Source organism: Brevundimonas sp. (assembly GCF_044336875.1).
Lineage (GTDB): Bacteria > Pseudomonadota > Alphaproteobacteria > Caulobacterales > Caulobacteraceae > Brevundimonas.
The window spans coordinates 76,739-89,679 of the sequence record NZ_JBIIOP010000010.1 but is presented as its reverse complement, the minus strand read 5'-3'; the positions used below and the strand labels follow the sequence as shown (position 1 = coordinate 89,679).

General features: G+C 66.5%; 10 protein-coding genes. 4 read left to right on the top strand and 6 right to left on the bottom strand.

The annotated features are described in order from the left end of the window. Positions 1 to 30: 30 nt before the first annotated feature. From ACIQ1T_RS12710 to ACIQ1T_RS12700, 3 genes are all read right to left on the bottom strand, one after another. Positions 31 to 909, bottom strand: a complete 879-nt coding sequence (locus tag ACIQ1T_RS12710; RefSeq protein ID WP_395944919.1) for a F0F1 ATP synthase subunit gamma — start codon at positions 907 to 909, stop codon at positions 31 to 33. A 32-nt stretch (positions 910 to 941) separates the two neighbouring features. After that, positions 942 to 2,474 carry a F0F1 ATP synthase subunit alpha gene (gene atpA / locus ACIQ1T_RS12705; protein WP_395944918.1) on the bottom strand — a complete coding sequence of 511 codons (1,533 nt, stop codon included), beginning with the start codon at positions 2,472 to 2,474 and terminating at the stop codon, positions 942 to 944. A gap of 70 nt (positions 2,475 to 2,544) precedes the next feature. Then, the gene (locus ACIQ1T_RS12700) at positions 2,545 to 3,099 is read right to left on the bottom strand and encodes a F0F1 ATP synthase subunit delta (RefSeq protein ID WP_395944917.1); all 555 of its coding nucleotides are present in this window, start codon (positions 3,097 to 3,099) and stop codon (positions 2,545 to 2,547) included. Between the two features lie 315 nt (positions 3,100 to 3,414). Between ACIQ1T_RS12700 and ACIQ1T_RS12695 the strand changes: the two genes are divergently transcribed. Beyond that, positions 3,415 to 4,260 carry a TerC family protein gene (locus tag ACIQ1T_RS12695; RefSeq protein ID WP_395944916.1) on the top strand — a complete coding sequence of 282 codons (846 nt, stop codon included), beginning with the start codon at positions 3,415 to 3,417 and terminating at the stop codon, positions 4,258 to 4,260. Positions 4,261 to 4,264: 4 nt separating this feature from the next. After that, a complete protein-coding gene (locus ACIQ1T_RS12690) occupies positions 4,265 to 5,038 on the top strand; it encodes a glutaminyl-peptide cyclotransferase (RefSeq protein ID WP_395944915.1) in 774 nt (257 codons plus the stop codon). A gap of 65 nt (positions 5,039 to 5,103) precedes the next feature. Here ACIQ1T_RS12690 and ACIQ1T_RS12685 read toward each other — a convergent pair whose 3' ends face one another. Both ACIQ1T_RS12685 and ACIQ1T_RS12680 read right to left on the bottom strand, forming a co-directional pair. Next, complete coding sequence (locus tag ACIQ1T_RS12685) at positions 5,104 to 5,637, bottom strand: carboxymuconolactone decarboxylase family protein (protein WP_395944914.1); 534 nt, start codon at positions 5,635 to 5,637, stop codon at positions 5,104 to 5,106. A 130-nt stretch (positions 5,638 to 5,767) separates the two neighbouring features. After that, complete coding sequence (locus ACIQ1T_RS12680; protein ID WP_395944913.1) at positions 5,768 to 7,306, bottom strand: catalase; 1,539 nt, start codon at positions 7,304 to 7,306, stop codon at positions 5,768 to 5,770. Positions 7,307 to 7,407: 101 nt separating this feature from the next. Between ACIQ1T_RS12680 and ACIQ1T_RS12675 the strand changes: the two genes are divergently transcribed. Beyond that, the gene (locus tag ACIQ1T_RS12675; RefSeq protein WP_395944941.1) at positions 7,408 to 8,307 is read left to right on the top strand and encodes a hydrogen peroxide-inducible genes activator; all 900 of its coding nucleotides are present in this window, start codon (positions 7,408 to 7,410) and stop codon (positions 8,305 to 8,307) included. A 116-nt stretch (positions 8,308 to 8,423) separates the two neighbouring features. Beyond that, positions 8,424 to 9,797, top strand: a complete 1,374-nt coding sequence (locus ACIQ1T_RS12670) for an NAD-dependent succinate-semialdehyde dehydrogenase (RefSeq protein ID WP_395944912.1) — start codon at positions 8,424 to 8,426, stop codon at positions 9,795 to 9,797. A gap of 82 nt (positions 9,798 to 9,879) precedes the next feature. Here ACIQ1T_RS12670 and acnA read toward each other — a convergent pair whose 3' ends face one another. Further along, positions 9,880 to 12,606: an aconitate hydratase AcnA gene (acnA, locus tag ACIQ1T_RS12665; protein ID WP_395944911.1), complete on the bottom strand. Its 2,727-nt coding sequence runs from the start codon at positions 12,604 to 12,606 to the stop codon at positions 9,880 to 9,882. Positions 12,607 to 12,941: the final 335 nt, after the last annotated feature.

Here is a 12,941-nt window from a genome sequence, read left to right as displayed (position 1 = left end):
GTCCGTATCGGAATGTCTGTTCGGTCGGGATCAGAGGGCTTCGGCGCCGGCGATGATCTCGATCAGTTCGGTGGTGATCTGGGCTTGGCGCTTGCGGTTGTATTGCAGCGTCAGGGCGTTGATGAGGTCGCCGGCGTTGCGCGTGGCGTTGTCCATCGCGGCCATCTGCGAACCGAAGAAGCCCGCCTGGTTCTCGTAGAGGGCGGCCAGGATCTGGGTCGTCAGGTTGCGCGGCAGCAGGGTCTCGAGGATTTCCTCTTCCGAGGGCTCGTATTCATAGACCGCGCCGTTCAGGTCGATCGGCTGGGCGTCGCCCTCGACCACGGCCGGGATCAGCTGCTTGCCGGTCGGGACCTGTTGGATCACCGACTTGAACTGGCTGTAGAACAGGGTGACCACATCGGCCTGACCGTCCTCGAACGCCGTGGCGATCATCTCGGCGACCGGCTGGGCCAGAGGCAGACCAACGGTCTTCTGGGCGCTCAGTTCGAAGGTGTGGATCACCTTGTCGCCGTACAGGCGCGACAGCTGGTCGCGCGACTTGCGGCCGACGGCGATGATCTTCACGTCCTTGCCGGACGCGATCAGGCTGTTGATCCGCTCGCGCGCGGCGCGGATGACATTGGTCGAAAAACCGCCAGCCAGACCCTTGTCCGCCGTCGCCACCACGATCAGGTGACGCTGATCCTGACCGGTGCCGGCCAGCAGACGGGGCGCGTCGGCGCCCGAGACGCCGGCGGCCAGATTGGCGATGACCGAGGCCATCTTCTGCGCATAGGGCCGGGCGCTTTCGGCCTGGTCCTGGGCGCGTTTCAGCTTGGCCGCGGCGACCATCTGCATGGCTTTCGTGATCTTCTGCGTGGCTTTCACGCTTCCGATCCGATTGCGCATTTCCTTGAGGCTGGCCATCCGGCGCTACTCTCTCAGCTATCCGGCGGGGTTCAGGCGAAGGTCTTGACGAAGGCGGCCAGGATGTCCTTCAGCTCGGCTTCGAGATCCGAGGTCAGGTCCTTCTTGGTGCGGATGCCTTCCAGCAGCGAGGCGTGGTTCGCGTGGATGCGGGCCAGCAGTTCCTTCTCGAACCGGCCGACGTCGCCGACGGCGATGCCGTCGATATAGCCGCGCGTGCCGGCGTAGACCGAGACGACCTGCTCTTCCATCGCCAGCGGCGAATATTGCGGCTGCTTCAGCAGCTCGGTCAGGCGGGCGCCGCGGGCCAGCAGCTTCTGGGTCGAGACGTCCAGGTCCGAGCCGAACTTGGCGAAGGCGGCCATTTCACGATACTGGGCCAGCTCGCCCTTGATGGTGCCGGCGACCTTCTTCATCGCCTTGGTCTGGGCCGAGGAGCCGACGCGCGACACCGAGATGCCGACGTTCACGGCCGGACGGATGCCCTGATAGAAGAGGTCCGATTCCAGGAAGATCTGGCCGTCGGTGATCGAGATCACATTGGTCGGAATATAGGCCGAGACGTCGTTGGCCTGGGTCTCGATGATCGGCAGGGCGGTCATCGAACCCGAGCCGTAGTCGCCGTTCAGCTTGGCCGAACGCTCCAGCAGGCGCGAGTGCAGGTAGAAGACGTCGCCCGGATAGGCTTCACGGCCCGGCGGGCGGCGCAGCAGCAGGGACATCTGGCGATAGGCGACGGCCTGCTTGGACAGATCGTCATAGACGATCAGGGCGTGCATGCCGTTGTCGCGGAAGAACTCGCCCATGGCGGTGCCGGCGAACGGGGCCAGGAACTGCAGCGGGGCCGGTTCCGAGGCCGTGGCGGCGACGACGATGGTGTATTCCAGCGCGCCCGACTCTTCGAGGGTCTTGACGATCTGGGCCACGGTCGAACGCTTCTGACCGATGGCGACGTAGATGCAGTAGAGCTTGGCGCTCTCGTCGTCGGTCTTGTTGACGTTCTTCTGGTTCAGGATGGTGTCGACGGCGACGGCCGTCTTGCCGACCTGACGGTCGCCGATGATCAGCTCGCGCTGGCCGCGGCCGACGGGGATCAGGGTGTCGATGGCCTTCAGGCCGGTCTGCATCGGCTCGTGAACCGACTTGCGGGGGATGATGCCCGGCGCCTTGACGTCGACGCGGCGACGCTCGGTGAACTCGATCGGGCCCTTGCCGTCGATCGGCTCGCCCAGCGGGTTGACGACGCGGCCCAGCAGACCCTTGCCGACCGGCACGTCCACGATCTCGCCCAGGCGGCGCACGTCGTCGCCCTCGGCGATGGCGGCGTCGGCGCCGAAGATCACGGCGCCCACGTTGTCGCGTTCTAGGTTCAGGGCCATGCCCTTCACGCCGGCCTTGGTGAACTCGACCATTTCACCGGCCTGGACATTGTCCAGACCGTGGATGCGGGCGATGCCGTCGCCGACCGACAGCACGCTGCCGACGTCGGAAACGTCGGCTTCGACGCCGAAGTTGGCGATCTGCGACTTGAGGATGGCCGAGATTTCAGCGGCGCGGATGTCCATGACGGGCTCTCTGTTCTTCAGTCTTTTCGGGTGCGCCGATCAGGCGCGCTACAATCTTGCGGGGCGGGCTTTAGGCCCGCTTGAGGGCGAACTTCATCTGGTCGAGCTTGGTCTTCAGCGAGGCGTCGAACAGTTTCGAGCCGACCTTGACCTTCAGGCCGCCCAGGATGGCCGGATCGACCCGCGTGGTCAGTTCCGGCGCCTTGCCCAGGCTCTTGTTCAGTTGGGCCTTGATCGCGGCCAGCTGCTTGGCGTCCAGCGGCTGGGCCGAGACGACCTCGGCGGCGACGACGCCGACGTGTTTGGCGTAGCGGGCCTCGAAACCGGCGATCACGGCCGGCAGATCGCCGGCGCGGTGGTTCTGACCCAGCAGGCCCAGGAAGTTGGTCGTGGTCTTCTCGAACTTGGCCTTGGCGGCGATGGCGACCAGACCCTTGACCTGATCCTCTGCCGAAATGACCGGCGAGGTCGCGAGACGGCGCAGGTCCGCGCTCTCGGTCCAGGCGGCCTTCAGCGAGACGACATCGGCGCGAACGGCGTCCAGACGGCCCGTCTCCAGCGCCAGATCAAACAGCGCTTGTGCGTAGCGATCGCCGACTTCCGTCGTTCTGAAATCATCAGCCACTGATTAGGGTCCGAGGTCGTTGTGTCAGGGTCGCGACCGATTGCGAGGATCACAACGGTCAAAAGCTTGAAATGCTTGCGGAAAGCACGACAGAGGCCGTATTCGTGAATACGCCCCCTTCAAGCCGGGCGCCTGATAGCACGGGGTTTTGCCGCTCGCAACATTCCGTGAGCGCCACCAAGGTCGCATGACTGTCGCAGCCATTTCCCCGCGCAAGCGTTGCCGGGGGGTGCGACCATGGGCCTCTGGCCGTCCGCTTGCTGGCGGACGGGGACCCCGCTACGCGAAAAGGCCTCATTCAAGGACTGGACCACCATGGACGGCATCGCCGCTCTCTTCACCGATCCCGCCGCCTGGGCGGCCTTCCTCACCCTGGTGGTGATGGAAGTCGTTCTCGGGATCGACAACCTCATCTTCATCTCCATCCTGTCGAACAAGCTGCCGCCCGAGCATCGCCAGCGGACCCGCCGCATCGGCATCGGCCTGGCCCTGATCATGCGCCTGGCCCTGCTGTCGCTGATCGGCTTCATCGTCGCCCTGACCGCGCCCGTCTTCGACCTGGGCCTGACCGGACCGCTGAACGCCCACGGCGAACCCTCGTTCGAGACCGCCTTCAGCTGGCGCGACCTGATCCTGATCGCCGGCGGCCTGTTCCTGCTGTGGAAGGCCACCAAGGAGATCCACCACGCCGTGGATCCCGTCGACACCGACGACCTGCTGGAGAAGTCCAAGTCGGAGGTGGTCATCAGCAATGTCGGTTCGGCCATCTTCCAGATCATCCTGCTGGACCTGGTCTTCTCGATCGACTCCATCCTGACCGCCGTCGGCATGACCGATCACGTACCGATCATGATGGCCGCCGTAGTCATCGCCGTAACCGTCATGCTGCTGGCCTCGGACCCCCTGGCCGACTTCATCAACAAGAACCCGACCGTGGTCATGCTGGCCCTGGGCTTCCTGCTGATGATCGGCGCGGTGCTGATCGCCGACGGCTTTGGCGTTCACGTGCCCAAGGGCTATATCTACGCCGCGATGGCCTTCTCGGCCCTGGTGGAGGCGCTCAACATGTTCTCGCGCAATGCGTCGGTGAAGTCGGAGGCCCGCAAGGCCGCCGTCCAGGCCGAACTGAACAAGCGGGAAACCGCCGAACCGGGCGTCTGACGTCTTGGGCTTCGCCTCCCGTCTGTTTCCGGGCGCCCTCTTCGCCCTCCTGCTGATCGGAACCCCGGCGCTCGCCGAGGTTCCGACACAGGGCTTTGACGTGGTGCGGGACTATCCCCACGACAAAGAGGCCTTCACCGAAGGCCTCTTCTTCCAGGACGGCGCCCTCTACGAAAGCACCGGCCTCTATCCGTCCTTCATCCGCCAGGTGCGGCTGGAGACGGGCGAGGTGGTGCGCGAACGCGAACTTTCGACCGTCTATTTCGGCGAGGGCGTGACGGCGCTGAACGGCAAGCTCTACAGCCTGACCTGGCGCAACCACATCGGCTTCATCTGGAAGCTGGACGACTTCTCCCCCCTCGGCGGTTTCTCCTATCCCGGCGAGGGCTGGGGCATGACCACCGACGGCCGCCGCCTGATCATGAGCGACGGCACCGACCAGATCCGCTTCCTCGACCCCGAGACCCTGGCGGAGACCGGACGCATCTCGGTCACCGCCGACGGCCGGCCGCTGGACCAGATCAACGAGCTTGAATGGATCGACGGCGAGATCCTGGCCAATCTCTGGCAGGACGCGCGCGTCGCCCGCATCGATCCGGCGACGGGCCAGGTTAAGGCCTTCATCGACCTGACCGCCCTGGTCCCGACCGGGCCGGAGATCGACCCCAATGACGACGTCGCCAACGGCATCGCCTGGGACGCGGCCGGCCGGCGATTGTTCGTCACCGGCAAGCGCTGGCCCAAATTGTACGAGATCCGGCTGAAGCCGCTCGGCTGAGCGTCCGGATCCTCGCCACAGGGGCGAGGATGACGACTTCTACTCGGGGGTCGCCCGGTCCGCCCTCACCCCTTCGCCGCCTCGGCGCCGGCGATCACCCGGCTGGCGGCGTTGACCACGGCGGCGATGCGCAGGGCGGTCTGGACTGCGGCGGCGGGAACCCGCTGGGTCTTCAACTCCGCCTCGTGCGCATCCAGGCAGGCGCCGCAGCCGTTGACCGCCGACACCGCCAGCGACCACAGTTCGAAGTCCAGCCGATCGACGCCGGGCTGGTTCAGGGCGCTCATCCGCAGCTTGGACGGCATGAAGCCGTACTCCCCGTTCTTCATGATGTGCAGGGCGCGGTAATAGATGTTGTTCATGCCCATGATGGCCGCCGCCGTCCGGGCTGCGTCGGCGACTTCGGGGCTGAGGCGGGCCTGGGCCTCGGCCTCGACCGCCCGCACCACCGGACCGACGCCGACGGCATGGGCGCAGGCCAGGAAACAGCCCCACTTCTGCTGGTCGTTCAGCGTGTCCTCGCCGGCCAGCACCTCCAGGTTTCGCGCGATGTCCCGGGCATAGGCGGGAAGGGTCTCGTTCAGGGCGGCGATCGACATGGGGCTCTCCGGGGGATGGTTCACATGGGTCGAACCTGAGCCTCCGACACCCCAATCGCAACCGGGCCGGTCGCCTTTCGGCGTCCGGCCCGATCAGTTATTGCAACAGGGTCCAGATGGTGGGACGGGCCTAGTCGGCGATCTCCAGACGGTGCGCCGCCTCCAGATGCATCGGCAGTGCGGTCGGCTCCTCGCCGGCCTTGCGCTTGCCCGCCTCGACCGCCGCGCGGACGCCCGCGCCATACTCGGGATGCACCCTGTCCAGATGGGCGAACTGCCGCTCAAGGATGAAGTCCGGCACCCCCTGCATGGCGGCGGCCATGTTGGCGAACAGCCGCTGACGCTCGCCCGCGTCGAACAGCTCGAACAGGGCGCGCGGCTGGCCGTAGTCGTCATTGCCCTCGCGATGGTTCCAGCGGTCGGCGTCGCCGTCGATCTTCAGCGGCGGCTCGCGATATTCGGGCGCCTGGGCCGGGCCGCCGAAGCTGTTCGGCTCATAATAGGCGTCCGGGTTCGGATTGTTGGCGAAGAACCGCATCGCCCCGTCCTTGTGATAGTGATGCACCGGGCATTTGGGCGCATTCACCGGCAGGGCCTCGTAATGGGTGCCCAGACGATAGCGGTGGGCGTCGGCGTAGGAAAACACCCGCGCCTGCAGCATCTTGTCCGGCGAGTGACCGATGCCGGGCACCACGTTCGACGGGCTGAAGGCCGCCTGTTCGATCTCGGCGAAATAGTTGTCGGCGTTCCGGTTCAGCTCCAGCACCCCGATCTCGACGGGCGGGAAGTCGGCGTGCGGCCAGACTTTGGTCAGGTCGAACGGGTTGTAGGTCGTCCGCTCCGCCTCGGCCTCGCTCATGATCTGGACCTGCACCGTCCACTGGGGGAACAGGCCGTTCTCGATGGCCCCGAACAGGGCCTCCTGATAGCCCTCGCGTGACTGGCCGATCACCTGTTCGCCCTGGGCGTTGGTGTAGTGTCTGTGCCCCTGACGGGTCTTGAAGTGGAACTTGACCCAGTGCCGCTCGCCCGCGTCATTGATCAGGCTGAAGGTGTGGCTGCCATAGCCGTTCATGTGCATCGGCGTGATCGGCAGACCGCGATCCGAGAACAGGATGGTCACCTGATGCAGGCTCTCGGGGCTTTGCGACCAGAAGTCCCACATGGCCGTGGGGCTGCGCAGATTGGTCCTGGGGTGGCGCTTCTGGGTATGGATGAAGTCCGGAAATTTCAGCGGGTCGCGCACGAAGAAGACTGGTGTGTTGTTGCCCACCAGGTCCCAGTTGCCTTCCTCGGTGTAGAATTTCAGCGAGAAGCCGCGCACGTCGCGCTCGTGATCCGCCGCCCCCATCTCGCCGGCCACGGTCGAGAAGCGCGCCAGCATCGGCGTCTCGGCGCCCGGCTGCAGCACCTTGGCGCGAGTGTATTTCGACAGGTCGCCGGTGATCCGCAACGTCCCGTGCGCGCCCCAGCCCTTGGCGTGGACGACCCGCTCGGGGATCCGCTCGCGGTTCTGGTGGGCCAGCTTCTCCAACAGTTGCCAGTCCTGCAACAGCACCGGGCCGCGGGGTCCGGCCGTCAGACTGTTCTGGTTGTCCGCCACCGGCGCGCCGGCCGTGGTGGTCAGGGTCGGGGGAGTCCCATTCTTGGGGTTCTGGGCGTCGGACATGGGAAAACCTTTCTGAGGACGCGGCCATTCAGCGCCTGCCCGTTTGATAATGCCAATCGATTATCTTTGATCCTTCGATAGGTTCAGTCTATTTGTCGCGGATGCTCCCCACCCTGCGTCAACTCCAGTATCTGAAGCTTCTGGCCGAACACGGCAGCTTCTCCCGCGCCGCCGAAGCAGCCCACGTCAGCCAACCGGCCCTCAGCGCCGGAGTGCAGGAGCTGGAGCGGGTGCTGGGCGCGCCCGTCGTCGAACGGACGCGCGGCGCCGTCCTGCTGACCGCGGTCGGAGCCGAGGCCGTGCGCCGGGCCGAGGACGTCCTGGCCCGCACCGAGGATCTGGTCGAGGCGGCCAAGAACGCCGGTCGTCCCCTGTCGGGCCGGTTCCGCCTGGGCGTCATCCCGACCGTCGCCCCCTTTCTGCTGCCCAACAAGCTGCCGTCGGTGAAGGCCGCCTATCCGAACCTGAAACTCTTCATCCGCGAGGATCTGACGCCGCGTCTGATCGCCGGGCTGAAGGCGGGCCAGATCGACGCCGCCGTCATCGCCCTGCCCTATGACGCCCCCGGCATCGAGCACGCCCGCATCGGCGACGACGAGATCATGGCGGCCGCCCCGCACGACCATCCCCTGGCCGCCCCCGGGCCGATCCGCCCCGGCTCGCTGAAGTCCGAGGATCTGATCCTGCTGGAGGACGGCCACTGTCTGCGTGACCACGCCCTGGCCGCCCTGGACATAGAGGCCCCGCGCGGCGACGACGTCTTCGCCGCCACCAGCCTGCACACCCTGGTCCAGATGGTCGGTTCCGGCCTGGGGGTCAGTTTTCTGCCGCGCATGGCGGTCCAGGCGGGCCTGGCCGACAATCCGTCCGTGGCCGTCCGCGCCTTCGAGACCCTGGCCGGCGATCCGCCCCCCCGCCGCGAGATCGTGGTCGCCTGGCGCGCCGGCTCCAGCCGCGCCGCCGAGGCCCGCCTGCTGGCCGAGGCGTTCAAGCTGGATTGAGCGCGGCGGCGTCGACCGGCGAAATCGAGCAACCGCCGTCGAGGGCGCACGTTGGCCATCCTGACGTAACGGACCGGCGCCCTCCCCACGCGTCTGGTCGAATGACAGGACGCCCGATGGCCTACAGAACCCTCAATCCCTTCACTGAACAGACCCTTCAGGAATACCCGGAACATACGGACGCGGCGGTGGAGGCGGCCTTGGCCCGTGCAGAGGCCGTGTTTCGTTCCGACTGGTCGCAAGGGGACATCCAGCCGCGTCTCGCGGTGCTGAAATCCCTGTCGGGCCTGCTGACCGAAAACCGCGACAGTCTGGCCCGCACCATCGCCGAGGAGATGGGCAAGCCCCTGGCCCAGGGCCAGGGCGAGATCGACCTGTGCGCCGGCATCGCCGCCTATTACGCCGAGAAGGCCGCCGACTTCCTCAAGCCGCAGAAGATCGACAGCGAACTGGGCGAGGCCTGGGTCGAATTCCACCCGGTCGGGGTGCTGCTGGCGGTCGAGCCGTGGAACTTCCCCATCTATCAGCTGATCCGGGTGGTCGCACCGGCCATCGCGGTCGGCAATCCCGTTCTGTACAAGCACGCGGGCATCGTCCCGCGTTGCGCCGCCCGCTTCGCCGAACTGGTCGAACAGGCCGGCGCGCCCGAAGGCTTGGTCGCCAACCTCTACATCTCCTCGGACAAGGTCGCCGAACTGATCGGAGACGACCGTATCCAGGGCGTGGCCCTGACCGGATCGGAGGGTGCGGGCGCCAAGGTCTCGGCGCGCGCCTCCGAAATGCTGAAGAAGTCCACGCTCGAACTGGGCGGCAGCGACGTCTTCGTGGTGCTGGACGACGCCGACATCGACAAGGCCGTCGCGGCCGGGGTCGAAGGCCGCCTGTCCAACGCCGGGCAGGTCTGCACCGGCTCCAAGCGGTTCATCGTCCAGAAGTCGGTCGCCGACGCCTTCACCGCCGGTTTCGTCGACGGCATGAAGTCCGCCGTCATGGGCGACCCGCTGGACCAGGCCACCGTCCTGGGGCCGCTGTCGTCCGAGGACGCGCTGAAGACCCTGACGAAACAGGTGGACGAGGCGATCAAGCACGGCGCCCAGGCCGTTATCGGCGGCAAGCCCGCCGACCGCACCGGCTTCTTCTACGAGCCCACCGTCCTGACCGGCGTCGCCCGCGACAATCCGGCCTTCTATCAGGAGTTCTTCGGTCCGGTGGCCCAGGTCTTCGTGGTCGAGGACGACGACGCCGTGGTGGAGCTGGCCAACGATTCCCGCTTCGGCCTGGGCGGCTCCATCTTCGCGGGCGACACGGCGCGCGCCCGCAAACTGGCCTCGCGGATCGAGACCGGCATGGTCTTCATCAACATCACCACGACCTCCATGCCCGAACTGCCGTTCGGCGGCGTCAAGCGGTCCGGCTTCGGCCGCGAACTGGGCGACGTCGGCATCAAGGAGTTCGTCAACCGCAAGCTGGTGGTCGTCAGCGCCGACTGACCGACACCGCCGACGATCGGCCAAGCAAAAAGGGCCGGCGGATCGCTCCGCCGGCCCTCTTTCATTTCAATTGTCCGTCGCCTTATTCGGCGGCGATCGGCGCCTCGGCTTCCGGGCCGCGGGCCAGGTTGCGCAGGACGTAGGGCATGACGCCGCCGGCCAGCAGATAGTCCAGCTCGGTCTGGTTATCGATGCGGCAGCGCACCGGGAAGCGGGCCATCTTGCCGTCCGACGGGCGGAACAGCTCGACCCACAGGTCCTGGCGCGGCTTCAGCTTGCCGACATTGGCGTCGGTCAGGCCGCGGATGGTGACGATCTCCTCGCCGGTCAGGCCCAGCTTCTGCCAGCCGTCCTGCTTGAACTGCAGCGGCACCACGCCCATGCCGACCAGGTTGGACCGGTGGATACGCTCGAAGCTCTCGGCGATGACCGCGCGGACGCCCAGCAGGTTCGTGCCCTTCGCCGCCCAGTCGCGCGACGAGCCGGTGCCGTATTCCTTGCCGGCGAAGACGACCAGAGGACGCCCTTCCGACTGGTAGCGCATGGCGGCGTCGTAGATCGACATGGTGTCGCCCGACGGGAAGTGTTTGGTCACGCCGCCTTCGATCTCGGGCGTGATCTTGTTCTTGATGCGGATGTTGGCGAAGGTGCCGCGCATCATGACTTCATGGTTGCCGCGACGGGCGCCGTAGCTGTTGAACTCGGCCGCCTCGACGCCGTGGTTCGTCAGATAGACGCCGGCGGGCGAGGTCTTCTTGATCGAACCGGCCGGGCTGATGTGGTCGGTGGTGATCGAGTCGCCGAAGATGGCCAGGACGCGGGCTTCCACGATGTCCTGAACCGGGGTCAGTTCCATCGACAGGCCTTCGAAGTACGGCGGGTTGGCCACATAGGTCGAGGCGTCGTCCCATTCGTAGGTCTGACCGCCCGTGACCTTGATCGCCTGCCAGTGCTTGTCGCCCTTGAACACGTCCTTGTAGCGTTTGGCGAACATGGCCGGGGTGACCGACTTCTTCTGGATGTCGGCGATTTCCTGGCTGGTCGGCCAGATGTCCTTCAGGAAGACGTCCTTGCCCTTCTTGTCCTGACCGATCGGATCCTTGGTGATGTCGATCCGCATCGAGCCGGCGATGGCGTAGGCCACGACCAGCGGCGGCGAGGCCAGATAATTGGCCTGGACGTCCGGGTTCACGCGACCTTCGAAGTTACGGTTGCCCGACAGGACCGAGGTGGCGACCAGGGCGTTGTCGTTGATCGTCTTCGAGATCGCCGGATCCAGCGGGCCCGAGTTGCCGATGCAGGTGGTGCAGCCGTAGCCGACCAGGTTGAAGCCCAGGGCGTCCAGATCCTTCTGCAGGCCGGCGTCGGTCAGATAGTCGGTGACCACCTGCGAACCGGGGGCCAGCGAGGTCTTGACCCAGGGCTTGGCCTTCAGGCCCAGGGCGTTGGCCTTGCGCGCCACCAGACCGGCGGCGATCAGCACCGACGGGTTGGAGGTGTTGGTGCAGGAGGTGATGGCCGCAATGACCACGTCGCCGTCGCCGACGGTGAACTTCTGGCCTTCCACGTCGGCGCGCGGCGCATCGGACGGACGGCTGAAGATCTCGGTCAGGGCGGTTTCGAAGGCCGGGGCGGCGGTGGTCAGTTCGACGCGGTCCTGCGGACGCTTCGGACCGGCCAGCGACGGCACGACGGTCGAGATGTCCAGTTCCAGCACGTCGGTGAAGACCGGATCTTCCGAGGTCTCGTCGATCCACAGGCCCTGCGCCTTGGCATAGGCTTCGACCAGGGCGACGCGCGCCTTGTCGCGGCCCGTGGCGGTCAGATAGCCGATGGTGGCGGCCGAGACCGGGAAGAAGCCGCAGGTGGCGCCGTATTCCGGGGCCATGTTGGCGATGGTGGCCTGGTCCTCGATGGTCATGTTCGGCAGGGCGTCGCCGAAGAATTCGACGAACTTGCCGACCACGCCCTTCTTGCGCAACATCTGGGTGACGGTCAGCACCAGGTCGGTGGCCGTCGTGCCTTCCGGCATCGAACCGGTCAGCTTGAAGCCGATGACTTCCGGGATCAGCATCGGGATCGGCTGGCCCAGCATGGCCGCCTCGGCCTCGATGCCGCCCACGCCCCAGCCCAGAACGGCCAGGCCGTTGATCATGGTGGTGTGCGAGTCGGTGCCGACGACGGTGTCGGGATAGGCGACCGTCTTCTTGCCTTCGTCCAGGGTCCAGACGGTCTGGGCCAGGTTCTCCAGGTTCACCTGGTGGCAGATGCCGGTGCCGGGGGGCACGACGCGGAAGTTGTTGAAGGCCGACGAGCCCCAGCGCAGGAAGTTGTAACGCTCGATATTGCGCTCGTATTCGCGCTCGACGTTCTGGCCGAAGGCCTTGGGCGTGCCGAAGTTGTCGACCATGACCGAGTGGTCGATGACCAGATCGACGGGCACCAGCGGATTGATCTTGGCGGCGTCGGCGCCCAGGGCCGACATGGCGTCACGCATGGCGGCCAGATCGACCACGGCGGGCACGCCGGTGAAGTCCTGCATCAGGACGCGGGCCGGACGGAAGGCGATCTCGTGCTCGACCGAGCCCTTGTTCTCGACCCAGGCGGCGACGGCCTTCAGGTCGTCTTCGGTGACGGAAACCCCGTCCTCGTTGCGCAGCAGGTTCTCCAGCAGCACCTTCATCGAGCGCGGCAGGCGGGAAATACCGGCCAGACCGGCTTCCTCGGCGGCGGGAAGGCTGTAATAGGCGTATTTCTTGCGCCCGACGGAAAGGTCCTGGCGGGTCTTGAAGCTGTCGTTCGACGGCATGGAGTGTTCCTCTGGTCAGCGCCGCCCGACAATCCGGTTGCGCCTTCGCGCGACAGACGCAGCGGCTCACAGGACCCCTGCGCGCGCGGCGAAAGCCTGCTGCGGCAAACGCGGATATAGTCTGGCATGTGCGCACCGTCCATGAGTCCACACGCCCGACGCGGACATTGAGAAAGGTTCGCAAAACAGAGACATACTTCTCCCTGCCCGTTCCGGGGAGGGTGGTCGCGCAGCGACCGGGCGGGCGCGGCCCGGCAGGGTCGCATTTGCCTGCGGCTGGACAGGCCTGCGGGGCGTCGCCCCGCCGCCCCCACCCGGCTTCGCCACCCTCCCCG

Coding starts and splice junctions, on each gene's coding strand:
- ACIQ1T_RS12710 (WP_395944919.1), bottom strand. CDS start 909: ATGGCCAGCCTCAAGGAAATGCGCAATCGGATCGGAAGCGTGAAAGCC.
- atpA (WP_395944918.1), bottom strand. CDS start 2,474: ATGGACATCCGCGCCGCTGAAATCTCGGCCATCCTCAAGTCGCAGATC.
- ACIQ1T_RS12695 (WP_395944916.1), top strand. CDS start 3,415: ATGGACGGCATCGCCGCTCTCTTCACCGATCCCGCCGCCTGGGCGGCC.
- ACIQ1T_RS12685 (WP_395944914.1), bottom strand. CDS start 5,637: ATGTCGATCGCCGCCCTGAACGAGACCCTTCCCGCCTATGCCCGGGAC.
- ACIQ1T_RS12680 (WP_395944913.1), bottom strand. CDS start 7,306: ATGTCCGACGCCCAGAACCCCAAGAATGGGACTCCCCCGACCCTGACC.
- ACIQ1T_RS12675 (WP_395944941.1), top strand. CDS start 7,408: ATGCTCCCCACCCTGCGTCAACTCCAGTATCTGAAGCTTCTGGCCGAA.
- ACIQ1T_RS12670 (WP_395944912.1), top strand. CDS start 8,424: ATGGCCTACAGAACCCTCAATCCCTTCACTGAACAGACCCTTCAGGAA.
- acnA (WP_395944911.1), bottom strand. CDS start 12,606: ATGCCGTCGAACGACAGCTTCAAGACCCGCCAGGACCTTTCCGTCGGG.